We start from the raw sequence: 19,255 nt of genomic DNA, 5'->3' as shown, positions 1-19,255 counted from the left end.
TTATTCAGCCGCCTCCTGCCGGAGTTGTCGAAGAGGGGTAGAGAGTGCGGATTTGTCTGCGGCTTCCAGACTGCGCCGCATCCGAGCCGCGAGTACTCGTACATTGGGCTCCAACACCATGGAGTCATGATCTCCGGGGACTTCATGTATCTCAAGTTTAGGAGCCCATTCGGTCCAGTCATTATCAGGGCTCAGGTAGTCGCGATCGTCATTGACCAGACGGTCTGGCGCGACCTGCCATTTACCAACAAGTGGCGGGCGGAACAGAGTCAGCGGCCCATCCCAAGGTTTGAGCGGGTAATTGGCGATACTTTCCAAAAACGCAGCTTCAATGGCGGTATCGTGGAAATTTTGACCTGCTGTCGTGGTATCGTCTTCAAGACGACGCTGTCGTTTCTCGACCTCCCAGGCGATACGGTTTTTTAGCCAAGTTATCGGGTAAGATAACCCCTTCTTCTTCAGCTCAAGCCACTGGATCACCGCTCGATCCCGCGTACTCAACGCCCGGGGGACCGGCAAAGGTGTATCCAGCATGATCAACGCCAGAACTTCCTCACCTGCTTCCGTTAACTGGCGGGCAATCTCGTAAGCGGTAATACCACCGCCGGAAAACCCACCCAACATATAGGGGCCATGTGGCTGAACCTGACGCATTTCGGCGATATAATCACATGCCGCTTCGCACAGATCACGGTGGGGCTCCTCGTCGCCGTAAAGGCCGCGAGCCTGCAGTCCATAGAAGGGTCGGTCGGATCCGATCAGATGGGCCAGATGGCGCAAGTTGAGCACATTGCCAAACATGCCCGCCACCAGGAAGAAGGGTGTCTTCGATCCACCTTCGCCCGAATGCATCGGCACCAGATGCGTAAAGCGACGTGTAGGTGCGACTGGTGCATTTGCTGGGGTCACTTCCGCAGTGCCCTCGGTGGGGACACCACGTGCGGCGATCAATTCGGCACATTTGCGAATAGTAGGCGCCTCGAACAGCACTGAAATAGGGAAGTCCACATTGTAGGTTTTCCGAATCTGCGCAAAAAGCCGGACGGCGATCAGGGAATGCCCTCCAAGGTCGAAGAAACTGTCCTCGACCCCGATCTGATCAACCCCCAGCAGCTCCTGCCAGAACCCGGCCAATCGACGTTCAATATCATTGTCCGGCGCCACATATTCCCCGTCGAGGTCTGGGCGCTGGAATTTCTGCTCGCTGTCACCGGTGGACGCGCCCGTCTCTGCGGCCTGTTCAATCAGTCCGTTCAGGTCCAATGATGAGAGAATGACCTGCGATTGGTTCAACCTTAGTGCGCGGAAGAAGAGGTCAGCGCCTTCTGTCGAGGAAATACCTTGCGACAAGTTATGACGCAGGCGCTCTTCGGCAGGCGACAGAGGTTGTGCAAGTTCCACATCACCCGTACTCGCGGTGTTTGGTGCTTCACTATGGGCAAAGTCGGCAACGGATTCTATTCGCCGAATGGTGAAGCCTTCGACTTCGACACAGACACTGCCATCAGGCAGGGCAATTATGACATCGAAACTGGCCGTTTCGCCGTCAGCCTGATTGTCACCAGCGCTGCGCACCCAGCTTACGATTTGTGGCCCAAGCGGCTGGTACACTTTCACGGAACGATACGAGACGGGTACCCACAGATGGGTAGGTTGATAGCCTTCGATCAACTCCATCGCCCAACCCGTAGCCAAATCCATCAAGCCGGGGTGCAGATCATAGCCTGCGGTCAGATCGTCAGTTAGGCTTACACGCAGGCTGAGATGGGCGATCCCTTCCTCGGCTCCAAGTGCTGTTTGGGTCAGAACCTGCCAGCGTGGGCCGAACTTCAAATGTGCTTCTTGTGCAGCTGTCAGGCGCGCATTTTCTTCGGCTTTGTACTGCGGAGCGCATCGGGCGATGATAGCAGCAATATCAAGAGGTTCTGGGTTTTCCAGCGGCAAGAGCGACAGGCTGGCCTGCGCGTTCATCTCAAAGCTCGATCCCCCTTCAGGTGCGCTCTGTATCACCAGATCATAGCCCATATCGCTGCGTGGCAGGCGCAGTTGCACTTGTTGCCCGGCATCATCGTCAACAGCCAGCGGGCGCAGAAAATAAAGGTCGCGAATTTCGAACGGGCCGGTTTCGCCTTGGGCGCGCAGGGCTTCGGAGGCAAGCTCCAGATAGCCTGTGCCCGGCACCAGCGCCTGACCCGCCTTGGTACGGTGATCATCAAGGAACCAGCGCTCCGCCACTTCATACTCTGCGGTAAAAACCCGATTTCCGGACCGGTCAAAAGTGGCGTTGTCCAACATGGGTTGGTCAATCGGTTCAACCGGCGCTTCTTCGGGCCCGATACGCGTTTCCATGGCGTCTGCGGCCATGCCCACATCGGACCAGATGCCCCAGTTTACAGCCAACACCTGTGTTTGGTCTTCCGAGCGCGCGCGCGCGTAGGCGTTGAGATACTCATTTGCGGCCACATAATCTATCTGCCCAATGGGCGCGGTTGCCGTCGAGCTCGAGGAAAACAGAACCAGCCAGTCAAGCGCCCCGTCAGGAAATACCTGATCAAGCACCTGTGTGCCGTGAATCTTGGGGGTAAAGACGTCTTCAATCTCCATCATGGACTTGGTCATAATGGGCGCGTCATCGATCAAGCCAGCGGCATGAATGACACCATGGATTTCTCCGAACTCTTGCGCGCTGCGCGCAATGATGCGCTGCATGTCTTCGACATTGCTGACGTCCCCAGCAATCGGCAGGACCTTCCCGCCAGCGGCTTCAAGTGTCTGGATGGCGCGGATGTTCCGGACGGTTCGGTCCTGCGGAGCATTCTGATGCAGTATTTGTTCCCAGCTGTCACGCGCAGGCAGAGGGCTACGGGCCATAAGAACGATGTTGGCTCCGGTTTTGCGGATCAGAGCTTCGGACAATGTGAGCCCAATACCTCCGAACCCACCGGTGATCAGATAAGTGCCCCCGTTTCGCAGAGGTAAATCTGCAATGTCAGGCTCAGGCAGAGGCTGCGACCGGTACCCCTGTACATAGCGTTTGCCGCCGCGAATGGCCGCCGTCAGCGTGGCAGGTTCTGCCAGCAGATCCTCAAGCACCTGACCCACCATGTCGCCGGGCAGCGCCGGGCGGCGGCGTTTGCCTTCGGCTTGAGGCAGATCGATATCGAGCAGGGCACATGTCAGGCCGGGAAACTCGCGCGGGATCACCCGCGTAGGACCTGTCAGCGTGGCTTTTTCCGGGTGCGGTAAATCTTCATCCCGAACCTGTAATGCGCCCGAACTCAGCACATGCATGTGCAGCGGCATTGGTAGGTCTTCTTCGCCAATCGCCTGCGCCAGGAAAAAGAGACTGTAAAAGCCTTGCTCCAGATTGCGATGGAAGAAACTGCTGCCAGGGCGGAAACTTTCACGGTCTGTCAGGGACCAGCCATGCACGATACGTGTGGGCAGGCGGCTCTGATCCGACAAATCCCTGAGCAGCATGTCATAGCCTTCGCGCCCCCGCTCCGGGGCAAGACAGTAGTGATCTTCATGGATGCGCGCAAAACCGTCGCCAGGAACCACCGTGGTGACGGCATGGCCAGCACCACGCAGGCGCTCAGCCAATTGACGACACAGCCCCGCTTCATCTTCAAAGACAAGCCAGCTTTCTGGTGGCACATCTTCCAGGCCCTGCGCCACGTCGATATCGCAAGCAGCATAGGTAGGGGTCCAGCTGACACGATACCCCCAGCCAGCGGGATCATCGCTGCGCATCAACCATTGAGTTTCAGCATCTGACTGGGCTTTGCCCGGCTCAATGAAATAAGGCGCGCGTTGGAAGGCGTAGCTGGGCAACACGACGCGATTGCGGCGCGCCTCGCCCCAATACTGGCCCCAGTCAAAATCTCCGCCCAACGCCCAGACCCGACCCAGCATCGCCAGGAAATATGCGTCATCAGCGATGTCATCCTTTGGATGGCGCAAGCTGCCGATAACTTGGTTGGCGTCAACCTTGTCATGCTGACCCGTCAACGAGGCCAGCGCTTTGCCCGGACCAACCTCGATGAAAATCCGTTCGGGGTTTTCTGCCAGTGTGGTGATGCAATCGGCGAAATGAACAGTGTTTCTGAGATGCCCAACCCAGTATTCTGGATCAGTTGCTTCCTCGGTTGTGATCCAGGTGCCGCTCCGGTTCGACGGAAAAGGAATTTGCGGAGCGTTCAGGGTGATACTGCGCAGGTAGTCCCCGAAATCCTGCAGGATCGGCTCTAACATGCGGGAATGGGCGGCGATGTCGATCTGGATACGCTGACAGTCGATGTCCTGCGCCTGCAATCGGTCTGCAAGCGCGTCAAGCGCGGCCTGAGGCCCGGTTGCAATACTCAAACCCGGAGCGTTCACCGCGCCCAAATCCAGATCATCCCCCAGCAGCGGGCGCAACTCATCTGCAGGCAGCGGTACGCTCAGCATGCCACCTGCGGGCACAGTATCAAAAAGCTGGCCGCGCAGATGTACAAGGCCGATGCAGTCTTCAAAGGACATGACACCGGCCACACAAGCAGCGGTGTTTTCCCCCATGGAATGACCGACAAGCGCGGCTGGTTCCACACCCCAACTGATCCAGAGCTGCGCCAGCGCATATTCCGTGATCATGATCAGCGGTAATTGCACCGACGGCGTGGTCAGGCGCGCGTCGGCCTCGGCTTCCTGTCCGGGTTCCGGCAGCCACAATGAACGGATGTCATAATCGATCTTGGGCTGCAAAATCTCCAATCCGCGATCCATCCAATCGGCAAAAACAGGCTCTGTTTCATAGAGATCGCGCGCCATGCCGGCATATTGTGCGCCGCCCCCGGGGAACATGAAGACATGATCGGGATTGTCGGAGATGACGGAATGCGTAAAGACCCGGCGAGGGTCGCCGCCTTCCAGAAGCGCCGCGGCTTCCTCATGGCTTTCAGCAGCAATCACACGGCGTTTTTCAAATCCCTGGCGGCCTTCTTTGAGGGTCCATGCAATATCAGCCAGATCTTCATCCTGATGCCGACGCAAATGTGCGGCCAGTGCAGCTGAATTGCCCTCAAGCGCCTTTTTGCTGTGCGCAGAAATAGTTAACAACTGGAACGGCCAATCTGATGACTCAGATGCGGCCCGTGCGGGTGCTTCCTCCAGCACCACATGAGCATTGGTACCTCCAACACCCAGCGAGTTCACTCCGGCGCGTCGTGGCCCTTTGTGAGATGCCCATGGGGTCAACTGATCATTGACGCGAAACGGGCTGTCTTCGAAATCGATCGCCGGATTGGGTTTTTCATAGCCCAGGCTTGGTGGGATTTCCTGATGATACAGGGCCAAGGATGCCTTGATCAGACTCGCCACACCGGCGGCTGTATCCAGATGGCCAATATTGGTTTTCACCGATCCAAGCTTGCAAAAACCCGTCTCATCGGTGGTGTCAGAAAAGGCCTGTGTCAGCGCAGCCACCTCGATCGGGTCACCAAGATATGTACCAGTGCCGTGGCATTCCACATAGTCGAGCGTATCTGCCGTAACATCGGCCATGACATGGGCTTCCGATATGGCGGCGGCCTGTCCTTCGACGGAAGGAGCCAGATACCCGGCCTTGTCAGCACCATCATTGTTGATCGCCGTGCCCCTGATCACACCCCAGATGTGATCGCCATCGGCAATTGCATCTGACAAGCGGCGAAGGATAACGGCCCCCGCCCCCGATCCAAAAACCGTCCCCTGCGCCCGATGATCAAAGGCATGGCAATGACCATCCGGCGACAGGACCTCACCTTCTTTGTAGATATAGCCGCGATTTTGCGGCAGCTCGATGGTGACACCCCCGGCAATCGCCATATCACACTCACCGGTCAACAGCGCTTGCGTAGCATAATGTGTTGCCACCAGTGAGGTTGAACAGGCCGTTTGCACATTCACGCTGGGGCCTTTGAGATCAAGAATATGGCTCAGCCGCGTCGAGAGGAAATCCTTGTCATTGCCGGTATGACGCAACAGGAACATGCCCACGTCGTCCACAAGGTCAGCATTCGAGCAGATGTTGAAATAAAAATAGCTGCCCATACCACAACCGGCGAAGACTCCAATCGGACCTGAAAAGCTCTCGGGTGTATGGCCGGCATTTTCCAGAGCTTCCCAAGACACCTCAAGGAATTGGCGATGCTGCGGATCCATGATGGCAGCTTCCTTGGGGGAGAGGCCAAAAAACTCGGCATCAAAACCCTCAAACCCCTCCAGAGGGGCGGCAAAAGGCACATAATCCGGTCGGTTTAGCAAATGCGGAGCTTCACCCGCTGCGCGTAGATCGTCTTCGCTAAGATGGCGGATGGATTCAATGCCGTCCCGCAGGTTGTGCCAATACTCTTCAACCGAGGCCGCCCCAGGCAAATGCGCGGCCATGCCAACAATGGCAATATCGTTTTCCCGAACGGAACTACTCACTTAAATACACCTATGACTGAACCGCATTGATCTTATGCAGTGCGAACAATGTTGCCAAACAAATCTGGCATTTTAAACACTATACAAATTTTGTGAGGATTTTTATCCCAACAGAATGAGACACATTTTTCATAAGCTAAAGGAACTCTCCAGAAAATGCCTTGGTTTGCGCGACCATAAGACGCGTGAAATCTGTTTAACTCAACGATAGACTGTCTGCAAAATGGATACAGAAAGTCGCTTTAGGGTAGTTTTGTTGCGTTATTGTCTGATGTCAGACGCAGGTTAGCAACTGTATTTCTCAAGCGGTCTGAGCGGACCATTTTTGTCTAGATTTGACGAGAACGTAACGGGCGCAACTCTTCTCTATCTCTTGGCAGATGCTGCAGAATCTTTTTCAGTCCTCCGTGGCGTTGAAGTCTTGATCGACCGTTATCTGGCCTAGACGGTATGTTACCGATAATATTCCTGATCGAGTAATAGAAGAAACATTACAACACGAAACGACCACACAGTGCTCTGGGCTACCGCCCTCCGGTCTCAGCATCCATCATCCAGATGGACCAAACGCCAGTCGTGCACTAACAATCAAATTGGACCACTAAAGTGGGGCTGATCAGATCAAAACAGCTTCTTTGAAATCCAGACACTCAGCCAATATGCAAAGAAAGACTAAGTAACATGAGTACTAAGAAACTGCGAGTGCTGGTTATTGCTGAAGCCGCAAACCCTGAGTGGGTGAGTGTCCCCCTTGTTGGATGGTCGCTGTACAACGCACTACGAGAAGTTGCGGATGTTCACCTAGTGACGCAAATACGAAATCGCGAAGCAATAGCGCGGGCGGGGCTACAAGAAGGCACCGATTTCACCGCATTAGATTCCGAGGCACTAGCACGGCCCATGTGGAAAATCGCCAGTGTTTTGCGCATGGGAGAGGGAAAGGGATGGACCACCGAGGCGGCGATTAGTGCCATCGCTTATCCCTATTTCGAAAAACTCGTCTGGAGAAAGTTCGGCAGCCGCATTCGGGAAGGATACTATGACATTGTCCATCGTATTACACCCCTTTCACCAACCGCCCCAAGTTCTTTGGCAAAACGATGTTTAAGGGCAGGCGTCCCATTTGTGCTAGGGCCACTGAACGGGGGCGTGCCTTGGCCTGACGGATTTGATGCAGAGCGAAGACGAGAACGTGAGTGGCTATCTTATGTGCGAGGAGCCTATAAACTCCTGCCCGGAAGAACTGCAACATTGGCTTCGGCAAGTGCTATTTTGACGGGATCAAGATACACTGAAAGCGAGATCCCAAAACAATTTCAAACAAAGTGCATTTATATTCCTGAAAACGCTGTCGATATGACGCGCTTTAACCAAGTCGCTTCTCATTCTGGCAATTTACCTTTGCGCGCATGCTTCATTGGACGCCTCGTACCGTACAAAGGCCCTGACATGCTAATAGAGGCCGCTGCCCCATTTCTTGCTGACGGACGAATGACACTAGATATCATCGGTGATGGCCCGATGATGCCTGATTTGATAGCGACCACTCAAAACCTTGGAGTTACAGATTCAGTATTTTTTCATGGCTGGGTTGAACACAAGGATGTCCAAGAAACCGCGAGCAAATGCCAGTTATTAACTTTTCCAAGCATCCGCGAATTTGGCGGAGGTGTGGTATTGGAAGCAATGGCAATGGGACTTGTGCCAGTTATAGTAGACTATGCTGGACCGGGCGAACTGGTAATTTCTGGCACGGGCTACAAGGTCCAGATAGGATCTCGCGACGAGATAATCGAGCGGTTTCGAGATGAGTTAGAGAGCATTTTAAGCAAATTGGATGAACTAGTGGAAGTATCAGACGTTATTAGAGAATACGTGAGAAACCACTTTACCTGGCAAGCCAAGGCACAACAGATAAGCGACGTGTACGATTGGGTTACCAAACGCTCAATCGAGAAACCCACCCCATTTCCCGTAAAATTACCCATTGTTGAGCAAAAGATGAAGAAACCTCACTTTTCTTCTTAAAGACTAATTCTCAAGTGTTGAACATCCTATCCAGTTATTCGGCTACTGGCAGAGAACCCTCTAAATGGTTAGGCAGGATCTTCCGAAAAGCACCTGTTTCATCTCCTTCCCAACTTTGGGTGACATAGTCGCGCGCGGCATAAAACGACACTCCAGCGTCGCAAAAAAGATCGTAGGTCGCACGGAATCTTTCGGTCTGGGAAATTTGATCAGAGGCCGCATCTAGATACCCGGAAAGCGGCACCCATTCGGACGGGCACGTGCTGTCGGATGGAAAAATCGGCAACACATCTGGCGGACTCTCCCAAAACACGTTGCTGTTGAACCCATGCTGATTGGGCACGTCTGATCGGTAACCATCATCGGGCGCATGGGCCATTTTCGTCCAGTTCAATCCGAGTAAATCCAGGACTTCGTGATCATAGGTCATGCGAATGGCACCAGCGGCGAACACACCTATGGAAGGTGTGCCCGGAAGTGCGTTCAGCTTGTCTCCAAGCACACGTCCCGCGTCCGCGATCGCAAATTCTATGATCATATTGCCTTTTGTTTGCACAAAACGGGCTCCAGCCACCAAGGCAATCACGACGAATGGTACAATCAGCAAGGTTGAAATCTGCCACTGCGGCCGATCTGTGGGGGTCCAACTCGCCAACCCAGCCACAATGATGGGCAAGGCCAACGGCAGGAAATACAGAAACTGCCGATGTGATCCGAAGTGATCTCCGCCAAGTACGGTATAGACCATTACACCGCCTACGATCAGATAGACCGAAAGCCAGAAGGCCCCCCTTTGCGCCCAGCCCCCACGTGACAGCACCATCGCACCAGACAGACAGAAACTGACGAACAACAAGACATTCTGCGGTTCTTGTAAGTAAGACAACACATAGCGCGCGCCGAGTTCAGCTTGCGCCAGAAGATCAGTCGAGGTTTTGGCATAGAAGGTGTTGGGAACCGGATAACCAAAATAACTCAGCCGCCACGCTGTGGCGGCGGCAAAACTCCCCGCGCCTGCCAATCCGATCACAAGCCCGGTCAACAGACCTGGCACAGCAAAAAATAGCCAGCGCAATACGTAAAACCCCGCAAGCGCCATGGTCAGTGCGATCCCTTCAGGTCGCGTCACAGGCAACAGCGCGGCCAGCACCGCTACCCCCAAAACTAGATTACCGCGCGGCCCTGCCCTGTCGATCCGGCATAAGAGCCAAACCATCACTGCGATCACCATGACCCACAGCGTGACATCCATCAGCGACCAGATCATCCAGCCGAAAAACGCCGGGAAGGCCAGAAAGGCCGCCCCGGTCAGAAGCGCGGGGATCGGCCCACTTTCAGCTGTCAACTCCCGGGTGATCCGCATGGCGCTAAAGAGTGTAACCCAGGCAAACACGGCGCTAAGCGCTGCCAGGCCTATTTCAGGCGTGCTTGAGATCCAGAAGGCCACTGCGTTGATCAGAGTCCAGATAAGCGAGGTTGAGCCTTCGACCCGCTCGCCGCCGATATTGTAGACATAGCCATGCCCCGCCGCGAGGTTGCGACCATAAACCTGCGTGATGTTGGCATCGTCAATGCCAACCGTCGGCATCAGAACCCAATATGCCAGAGCGGCACCTAGCATGGTGATCAGAAGCGCCACCAGCGCCGTCAGTCCATGATCCGAACGTGAAGAATAGGCCATATGTCAATGCTCGAGCAAAAGTTCGATATCCTTTGAAATCTCTGCATCCGTCAGAATGCTCAAATCGGGATGGGTCGGGAAATTGATCAGCCGCTCGTAAATGGCACTGACCTGTGGCAGCGGTGCAAGCGGCGGGTACTGCCGGGCGATATCCACACCAAGCTTCAGGGTGGCAAGACGTGCATGATCAATCGGACGTGGCAACAATACAGGTATGCTGTTGGTGACCGGGGCTCCATCCGTTGGCAAAAGCGATGCGGCGCCCGCGTCCGTGAAGAGGGCGGCAATGCGGGTACGCTGTTCGAGATAACCGGGTTTCCACTTAGCGACGTTTGCAAGCCGCGCAATCAGAAACGCACATGAGATGTCAGAGATTTTGCCATTGTTTAGCCAGTATTCTGGCGCCTCTGGTATCCGGTCGTAGTTGATCAGCAGGCGCAGAAACTGGGCCGCCGAAGCTGGCGATAGCACCATCCCCCCTTCACCCAATCCATAGGGTTTCGTGTGGTGCAGGCTGAAAACCTGCCACGGCCAAGGCGGAATGTTGCGCGCCATCCCTGCAGCGTTGTCTATGATGAGCTGCTTGCCAGTTTGCTTGGCAAAAGCGATGAACCGGTCAAAATCTCGTACCAGACCAAAAGGGTTGGTAACGATAATGCCATCATAGCTGTCGGCCTCCAGCGTCAGGATATCGTCGAGGTCCATGACGCCCTGTTCGTCGCAATCGACGAAAGACATGTCCGAGAAATATCCTCGCCCGAGGTTCTTGAAGCTGAAGGCAGACCCAACCCACCTCAGTTTCGGCACTCCTGTGTCAGCCGCCAAGGCTCGTGCAGCCATCTCCAGCGCGATCCCAGCATTGGCACAAGGCGTCAGCGTCAGTTCAGGACCCAGCGACATATGCGTGGAGTAATCGGCGACCAACTGGTCATAAAGAGGTCCAAAGTTGGCCCATTGGTTCATGGCCGAACAGGTTTCCAACAAGCTGGCGACCAAAGGTATGTCTGGATTCTTCGCCTCAACGAATTTCACAGCTAAGTGTGTCGTGGTGAATTTTCGGGCTTTTTTTTCAGCCTTTTCCATCCCAATTCCCTTGAGGGTATTGCTATAATTTAGCCGCTCTTCAATTGTACGTGCATCTCGAGGAATCTGCTTCAAAGCCTTTCCAATAAGCGTTTCAAACTATCCGGTTCAACTTGAAATCCGTTGTCGACCGGGTCTCCGACAAGGAAAGCGTAAGACAAGCCCATCCTGTCAGTAAACTCTTTATATACCATCGAAAAACGATCTGGTGGCTGTATGATCAAAAAGGCACCACCATCGGCAACGGAAAAAAGCGCGTGGGCGATATGGCTGCCTTCGACACCAGCAACGACACGAGCCCCCATAGACAGTCGGGTAATTTCCTCCCCATCCATTTGGTCAGGGTCGATGATCACGAAGCCCTCGGCCTTCAGTTCTTGGGCAATTTCAGCCTCATTAATCAATTCACGACGCTCGCCACCGCGCCCACGCAGGATATAAACGCCCCGTCGGTCCGGAAGAGGTCCATCAGCACACACAAACCGACGCGCCCGCGCCCGCAGCTCCTGATACCTCGCTGCCCGGAATGCATTTTGTCCGACATCTGAGTAAACGGTCAGATTCCTGACACGGCCACGCATAACCACAGGCGGTGCAGCCATACCGAAGACCTTACGATATCCCTCTTCGTGCCAGCGGGGTAACGCGCATAAGGTGATTGGATGATCATTCGGCCCGGGCAACAACTCCATGGGCAGGTTGTCCCACATGAAATGACCGAAATGCTCACTTCCGACCCTGCAGGTCACAAGTTGTGCACTGTCCAACTCCTGCCATTCTCTCTGGGGCTTCCCAAACAATCTGTCGTTGCCCGCCCCATAGCGCCCCCGCAATGCACCCTTATAAAGATACGCGCCTGAAACCAGTACATCTGACATCTCGTAAGACAAGGTCGGCCCGTGGTCCATTGGCGCGCCCTTGATCAAAACCTGTTCGATATCCCAGCTGCGCCAAGGAGCAATCCTTTGCACTTTTTCCAGGTCTACTTCCGAATACACCGCAGGCTGGCTTGAGGAGCGCTCACCTGGGGCCAGTTCGTGAACACGATCTGCCCTACTCAGAAAGTCGCCCCCGCGCCCCCGTGCCAAGCGCGCGGCCATCCAACGCATTTTGATAGTGTCGATCACCACAAAAGAATCCTCTCTGGTTGGGAAGCCGGCACTTTACAACTGTACAGACAAGGCTTGGCAAGGTCATCAAACATACAGCGATCAGGCAAGGCTCAGTCTTTGAAAAAGTGGATCGCGAGCGGATGACGTTTTAATCAAGGATTTGATCTTTTCACTCTATGAGGAAAGAGCACGCGTGGTCCGCGTCTGGTGATACCAAATTGCGTTTCATCATAAATTTCGGAGCTTATGCCGTTATTTTTGCCTTCTGGCCAGAAGGTTTTCGAAAACAGATTTCCCTCTCGCTAATTCATCCCTATTCAAAAACGGGGGAGAACAGATGTTGCAAACCCAGGGCTGTGGTTATGGTTACGTGGTTGTTGTCGTGATATGCGGCTCTTCCATCCTTCATCGCTGAACAAATGTCGCCCGTACAAAACTCCGGCCAGGTTTCCAGAAGTGTGACATTCGGGCGGCGCAGCACGGGTTCGAGCGCTCGATTAGTGTTGTACATTCGTTGTTTCAAATCTTTGCTTTGAACCAGTGTACGGGCCATAAGTTCGCTGTCATCCATGCCACGTAGCGCCGCATCGCGTGCCAAAAAATATGATAGATAGTTTGAAATTTCTGGCGGATGTTCCAATACGAACACCCTGTCAGATTTATTCTCCAGTTCATCAACGGTAAAATGAAGAGCCTTTGCAAAAAGTTGTGGCTGATCATCCCCAGAAAGCCCGCCAATTGATGGAAACAACTTGGTCGTTGTTCCTTCATCCAAGCCGACGCCCTTACCCTCAACATGATAGGCCCAGCGACTCACTAAAAGCACCGCCTTCAAATCCGGCAATTCTTCCAAGCCTTGCTGAAGAGACGTATTTGCGGTTTCGCATTTCCTGTCTTCTAATTCTGGCTGAAAGCTCTCGTCCTTTCCAATCCCGAACACAGGTGCGCAGCCAAGCTGCCAAACAACCAATGTAGGCACGCCAGCCGATCTTGCGGCAGCCTCTATACCAGCCGACAAAGCAACAAGGTGGCTGTCTCCCCAAATCAATACTTCAGGGTCACCTTCTGGGCCGATGTGGCAAACTGTGCTGCCCGGAAAGGCGTAGCTCTCGGAAAGACGGCAGGTCGGTGTATCCCATCTGAAGTCCTGTGAAGCTTCAATGTGGGTACGTACATCGTGGGGGAAGCGTTCGACTATCCCATCCCCAAGATAGATCACCGCGCCACCGCCTAGGGTGATTATCGAGGCTCCGGCAGCGCCTCCCAAAAGCGCCTGAGGTTTCAGATTGCCAAAACGAACAGGTTTTTCAATGAACCGTAAGGACGCCCAAGCCAATATCACAGAGACGCCGATCAACATCACTCGTACCAGCAGGCTCAATTCCTCACCCGAATAGTATTGGGCCAGCACGATCACCGGCCAGTGCCAAAGGTAGAGGGAATAGGAAATCAACCCGATGAAGACGAGCACCGGATGGTTCAATGCCCAATTGACGGGATTGTCATGTTTACCGTTTCCGATGATCAGAACTGCGCCCAGAACCGGCGCAAGGGGCCAGATCCCCGGGAAACTCTCGTCCGACGGGATCAGCGTCACGGACCCAACAATCAGCAGTAAGCCGATCCAGCTGACAAGCGGATGTATGGACCATCGCCAGCCATAGCGATGCCCAAAGATCGCCAGACAAACACCAGCAAGAAGCTCCCAGGCCCGGAAGGGGAACAGATAGAAAGCCGCGGGCTGAGACAGGGAGGTGAAGCCAATACATGCCACCAATGACACCAGCCCAAGACTAATCAGGATAACTGGCAGCCATTTTTGGGCACGTCGTAAAAGCAAAAGAAAAAGCGGCAATATGATGTAAAACTGCTCTTCGACCGCCAGTGACCACGTATGTAACAAAAGTTTCTCGTCCGCTGCGGTGTCGAAATATCCCGCAGACAGGTAGAAATAAACGTTGGACAAATAGACCGTAGAGGAGATCAACTCTTTGCCCAGCTCTTGAAACTCGAACGGCAGAAGGACAAACCAGCCGACCACAAGGCAACTGATCGCCATCGTGAAATAGGCTGGTGCCAGTCGCCGTATCCGGCGGAGAAAAAACTGGTCCCATCGGATCCCACCCGTCTGGGTGAGTTCCGACCAAAGCAACCCGCCAATCAGAAAACCGGAGATGACAAAGAAGATATCAACGCCAACAAACCCGCCACCCAGACCGGGGAGCGAAAAATGGAAAAACACAACCGGCAGGATCGCCAAGGCGCGCAATCCATCGATTTCACGTCTGTAGTCAGATGATGAGACCGTCATCCTTTGTCCCTAGAAGTACTCAATAATCAAATTTACCGATACACCCAACCTTTCGACACAAGATAAACCCAAGCCGCGTTCGTCTGTTATCAGAGCTTTTCAGAACACGTCGGTGGTTTCGTACAGTACGATCTGGTTCGGTTTCAGTTTAGGCGACGGCAAATCAGGGCTGCAAGCGTTGTTTTTAGGGTGTCTTTTTCTTGATCTCCTTCCATTTTTAAACTCTGCACAGTTCTGCCGTGGCAGACATCAGCGGGTGTTCGACTGGTGATGTTCTCACTGTGTCGATGAATTGCCTGCAGAAGTCGCTGAGACGAACATAACGAGCATTCGCAACACCGGATGCGCTTTGATATGCGGGCTAAAGTGATCAAATGTTCTCAACACAGAACAGTGTCTATTAGGCGCTTTGGATTTTGAACGACCGTCGCACAATTGCAGCAAGTGCGTCACGGGATCATTATTCTTGCTCCAGCGGCAAAAAAATGTCTCATCCTCTGCGGCCTTCAGCGTGGCCGCCGCTAAACATTTGGCCTAAAACCAAATCCGGCACTGGTTCTTTTGGGGTGTTTCGTAATACTAGCGGCGCAATTTGAGCGGTTATTTTGTATGCAGGCCAAAGATCTATACGACGACTATCTTGCACGAAGGCATTTCGGCTCGCTTGACGGGCTCAGGTGTCTTTGCATCGGCGCAGTACTGTGGCACCACAGCCCGCTCTTTGATCCGGGTCAGGAACCTTTACGCCTGTTGGATCGCGGCTTCCTTGGTGTGGACCTGTTCTTCGTGCTCAGTGGGTTCTTGATTACGACGCTTCTACTGCGCGAAGAGGCCCGTAAGGGGCAATTTTCTATTGCGGGCTTCTACTGGCGTCGGGCGCTGCGGATCCTGCCGGTCTATTTCCTGATCGTGACAGCCTTATCGATCTATTACATCGCGTTGAAAGGCGAGACCCAATATGTGCCGTTGGTCAAGTTCTACTATTTTTTTATGGCCAATTTCCTGACCGAAGAAATCCCGCTTCTAGCACCAACCTGGTCACTTTCGGTCGAGGAACAATACTACCTGCTCTGGCCGCTGGTCCTGCTTTTGACCCTGCATATGCGCCATATCCGCGGCTGGCTTTTGGCGGCGGCCATCGTATTTTGTGCCTATGCCCAACAATGGGGGATGTGGCCAGGCCCGCTGCGTACCGAGAACGCGGTCTGGGCACTACCGGGGGGAGCTTATGAGGCCATCTTGTTGGGCTCATTTCTGGCTGTATTGTTGAATAATCGTCGTGGCTACATGGTACTGTCACGCGGCCTTGGTGGTCGATGGAGCGCGCTGATCTGGCTCGGTGTCTTGATAGTTGCTCTGGAATTTCTACCCGTAAACCTGACAGGTTGGCCACAGCTTGTTGTGCATCTGATCATGGCGCTCCTGCTGGGGTCTTTGGTCGTGCGGGAGGACAACGCATTGTCCCCTGTTCTGTCACTACCACCCGTCGCGCGGGTAGGTGCGATCAGTTACGGCGTCTACCTGTATCATCTGATCGGGTTGGATTTCACAACCCGCGGCCTGGCATTTCTGGGCGTCTCCGCGGGTGATCCAAGCTGGTCGCTTCTGGTCACTCTGGCTTATATTCCGATCTCCATCGCAATCGCTGAAATAAGCTTCAGAACCTATGAAAACTACTTCTTGTCATTCAAGCGCCGAAAGCCATTCCTCGGCCTGCTACAGAAGCCCTGATTTCTGTAGAAAAAGGGCGGTAGAGGAATGCTCAACCGCCCTGAGGATCTGAGTGGCCGGTTCAGCCAATCATATAGACCAATTCGGCTTCGTTATAGATTTCCGTCGGCAGGGTATCGGAATGCGGATCATGACCATCTGTCAAGGCCGCCCAAAGGGCAGCGCCATGGTCGTCCATATCACCCTCTTCACCAACATAGGACATATTCACGGAGCCCGAGCCCTCTGTCACCGACAGGGTGATCGTATCATTGGTGTAATCGACCACCAGATCGGCGTCATGGTTGCCTGCCAAACCATTGAAATACACGTCGGAGAACTCCCCGATTATCTCATCGACGGACAACAGCTCATATGTGCCGACGGAAAGGCCAGAGAGGTCCAGATCAAGCGTACCCAGACCAAGGTTCGCGCCCGAAGCGACGTCCGGGTCGTCACCGAAGGCACCTGAGCGGAACTCCCCGATCCCGCCGATGTCGCCATCCTCGGCCGAGAAGGCCAACGTACCATCTTCGGCAAGGCGCAGCACGGCGGTGTCGCCTGTTTCTCCATCGAAACCGACCTTGGCATCGTTGCCTTCAACATGAAGGATCGCACCAGCCTCGACATCGTAATTGGCACCATCTGTGGCCAAAATCGCCTGACCATCCGTGACGGTGGTCTGGGCACTCCCGCTCATATCACCGGTATTGACGAAACGGCCGCCGTCGACATTGAGCACGAGTGTATCGTCGTCGCCATAGCCATTCATCCACAATTGGCCGACATTGGAGACCTGAATCGTGCCGCCATCTTCGCCGACCGTGGTGTCGCCAGTGACAGTCAGCTTGCCATTACCAACGGTCAACGTACCGCCGTCGCCCAACTCGAGGTTCGCAATGACAGTTGTGCCACCGTAACTGACCCAATTGCCGCCCAGATCGACACTGTCGCCGGCAACGCTGCCAGGCAGGTCTTCGGTCGTCCAGTTGAGCCTGTTGTCCCAGCGGATACCATCCCCCAGATCGCTGGGCACGAACCGCACGGTTTCAGCGATGACGCGCTCCTCGACGGCCAAGCCAAAGCCGGTCTGGAAGAAGTCAATGATCAGGTCGGCGTCCACATAGTGATCAAGTTCGCCGTCGGCCTGAGCCCGCAGAAACGCCACCAGATCCGGAATATCTGCATTCGGATCGCCCAGAAGTTGCTGGGTGAAATTCTGAATCGTGGTCGCGTTAAGAATGTCCGTGTTGAGACCATCAATATTCTGGTCTGGTTGCTCTTCTCTTGAACCATCCCAGTTATATACGATGGTGTCGTCATAGAAAGGGTTCTGGGTGTGACCAACAGCATAGCCTGCCCATTCCTTATAAGCTATCTCTTCCGGATTGTCGGGGTTGGCCAAGTGCGCGATGATATTGTCTATCATCGTTGTGTCCAGACCGTTGTTGTGTATCCCTATAGATGGCGCGCCAGTATGTTCTGCCACGTGATAGCCTGCCGAGGTCACGACGTTGTCTGCAAAAAGTGTATAATTGCCAATGTAGCCCGAACCGTTCCAATTGCCCCCGGCAAAGTTGCCTGCCGCGTTGCTGTTTGCGAGGACGTTGTCCTCGATGAAGCCGCCTGAGCGGATCATCATCGCATTGTTTGCCGCATTCATCACAATGTTGTCGCGGAATGTGACATCCAAGTTGTTGTAGTCAATGTAGACACCGTGACTGAACACACTCGGAGGTTGGCCACCAGAGGTCGACAAATTCGGGTCATAGTCTGGAGCAAACCCATTTTGATCAAACAGAGTATTCTGGATGAGCAGACCATCAGTATTGCTCATTAGAATTCCCGTCGCGCCCTCATAGCCAGTCCAAGACCCGCCCTCCAATGGTGACGTAAGATAAACATCTGTGACTGTTGAGTTATTCAGGGTAAATCCAACGGCACCGTCAACCAGCAGAGTATTGCTGTTGAAATCCACATTGTCGAACAACAGGTGAGATCCAGTTAGAGATTGGACCCCACCGGTCACCTCCAGATCGGAGAAGACAATATAGTCGCTTTGTTCGGCAATGATCGAGATGTTGTCATGAAGGGTTGGGCGGTCTCCGTCACCATAAGCGGTAATATGGATCGGATGCAGGGGGCTCTCACCTTGAGTGCCCCATTCGATGATGCTACCCAGCCCATCATACTCATATCCGCGCTCAAACAGGAGCCAGTGCGAGGACGGCTCGGAGCCGGAACCCGTGATCTGACGCCACAGCATCATCCCGGCCTGACTGTCCAGCGCCATACCTTCACTGCCGCCGTATTCAGGATTGTTGACAAGCCATTGCGCCGTAATCTGGTCAGCACGCAGCCCCTCAATGGCGGCGATATCCGAGATGCTCAGCGCATCATTGCTGCCCGAAACATAGACCTCACGATGATTGTCACCATGCTCGACAACGACATTCCCGTTCTCATCCTGCTCGAGCATGTAGAAGTCACCTTTTCCCCAGCCATCGCCCTGCGTGGTCGGCTGCACGTTCACAGTGCTACCATGCACTTCGGTGGCACCGCCTGCATAAGTGACTTCATAGGTAAAGTTTATCTGACCCGAAAACTCCTGCTCGTGGCTCATCACCAGCGCCAGTGTATTGTCCGGGTTCACGGTCAGGTTCCCGTGATCCGGGCCTTCCAGAATAGAAATACTTTCAACGGATTCGCTATTTTCCACCTGTAGCGTTGTCACTCGACCGCCGGCCACGGAAAAGGCCGAATCCACGTCTACGGGTGGGATTCCGCCACCATCCGAGTTGTCATCCTGATCACCTGGTGTCGGATCAACAGGTGTCGGATCAACAGGATCATCCTCAACGGGATCTTCGTTCACCGGCGTCT

The 19,255-nt window shown here is 54.1% G+C and carries 8 protein-coding genes and 1 pseudogene; 3 read left to right on the top strand and 6 right to left on the bottom strand.

Annotated features, from left to right (window positions below; genetic code table 11):
- Positions 1-6,447 carry a type I polyketide synthase gene (locus ACR0DE_RS20890; RefSeq protein WP_480755158.1) on the bottom strand — a complete coding sequence of 2,149 codons (6,447 nt, stop codon included), beginning with the start codon at positions 6,445-6,447 and terminating at the stop codon, positions 1-3.
- A 486-nt stretch (positions 6,448-6,933) separates the two neighbouring features.
- Here ACR0DE_RS20890 and ACR0DE_RS20885 point away from each other — a divergent pair.
- Together ACR0DE_RS20885 and ACR0DE_RS20880 are read left to right on the top strand one after the other, a co-directional pair.
- A pseudogene (locus ACR0DE_RS20885) lies at positions 6,934-7,032 on the top strand (integrase core domain-containing protein); the annotation flags it as partial.
- Between the two features lie 96 nt (positions 7,033-7,128).
- Positions 7,129-8,475 carry a glycosyltransferase gene (locus ACR0DE_RS20880; RefSeq protein ID WP_170598724.1) on the top strand — a complete coding sequence of 449 codons (1,347 nt, stop codon included), beginning with the start codon at positions 7,129-7,131 and terminating at the stop codon, positions 8,473-8,475.
- 34 nt (positions 8,476-8,509) lie between these two features.
- Here the strand turns inward: ACR0DE_RS20880 and ACR0DE_RS20875 are convergent, their stop codons facing one another.
- From ACR0DE_RS20875 to ACR0DE_RS20860, 4 genes are all read right to left on the bottom strand, one after another.
- The gene (locus ACR0DE_RS20875) at positions 8,510-10,156 is read right to left on the bottom strand and encodes a hypothetical protein (RefSeq protein WP_480755155.1); all 1,647 of its coding nucleotides are present in this window, start codon (positions 10,154-10,156) and stop codon (positions 8,510-8,512) included.
- Positions 10,157-10,159: 3 nt separating this feature from the next.
- Positions 10,160-11,239, bottom strand: coding sequence for a DegT/DnrJ/EryC1/StrS family aminotransferase (locus ACR0DE_RS20870; RefSeq protein ID WP_170567817.1), 1,080 nt, complete (start codon positions 11,237-11,239; stop codon positions 10,160-10,162).
- Between the two features lie 71 nt (positions 11,240-11,310).
- Entirely contained in the window at positions 11,311-12,366 is a 1,056-nt protein-coding gene (locus ACR0DE_RS20865; protein WP_223118735.1) for a glycosyltransferase 61 family protein, read from the bottom strand.
- A 298-nt stretch (positions 12,367-12,664) separates the two neighbouring features.
- Positions 12,665-14,662 (bottom strand): acyltransferase family protein, encoded by a 1,998-nt coding sequence (locus ACR0DE_RS20860; RefSeq protein WP_480616225.1) that lies wholly within the window; start codon positions 14,660-14,662, stop codon positions 12,665-12,667.
- A 609-nt stretch (positions 14,663-15,271) separates the two neighbouring features.
- Between ACR0DE_RS20860 and ACR0DE_RS20855 the strand changes: the two genes are divergently transcribed.
- Complete coding sequence (locus ACR0DE_RS20855) at positions 15,272-16,393, top strand: acyltransferase family protein (RefSeq protein WP_170567819.1); 1,122 nt, start codon at positions 15,272-15,274, stop codon at positions 16,391-16,393.
- 61 nt (positions 16,394-16,454) lie between these two features.
- Here ACR0DE_RS20855 and ACR0DE_RS20850 read toward each other — a convergent pair.
- Positions 16,455-19,255, bottom strand: a 2,801-nt coding sequence (locus ACR0DE_RS20850; RefSeq protein WP_480755152.1) for a right-handed parallel beta-helix repeat-containing protein, incomplete at its 5' end; no start/stop codon positions are given.

The sequence above is a fragment of the Ruegeria sp. C10 genome, assembly GCF_056537805.1.
This window is presented reverse-complemented; position numbering and strand designations above follow the sequence as displayed.

What these genes read in the sequence shown, in the direction of transcription:
- ACR0DE_RS20860 (WP_480616225.1), bottom strand. Translation starts at nt 14,662, where the DNA reads ATGACGGTCTCATCATCTGACTACAGACGTGAAATCGATGGATTGCGC.
- ACR0DE_RS20880 (WP_170598724.1), top strand. Translation starts at nt 7,129, where the DNA reads ATGAGTACTAAGAAACTGCGAGTGCTGGTTATTGCTGAAGCCGCAAAC.
- ACR0DE_RS20875 (WP_480755155.1), bottom strand. Translation starts at nt 10,156, where the DNA reads ATGGCCTATTCTTCACGTTCGGATCATGGACTGACGGCGCTGGTGGCG.
- ACR0DE_RS20855 (WP_170567819.1), top strand. Translation starts at nt 15,272, where the DNA reads ATGCAGGCCAAAGATCTATACGACGACTATCTTGCACGAAGGCATTTC.
- ACR0DE_RS20870 (WP_170567817.1), bottom strand. Translation starts at nt 11,239, where the DNA reads ATGGAAAAGGCTGAAAAAAAAGCCCGAAAATTCACCACGACACACTTA.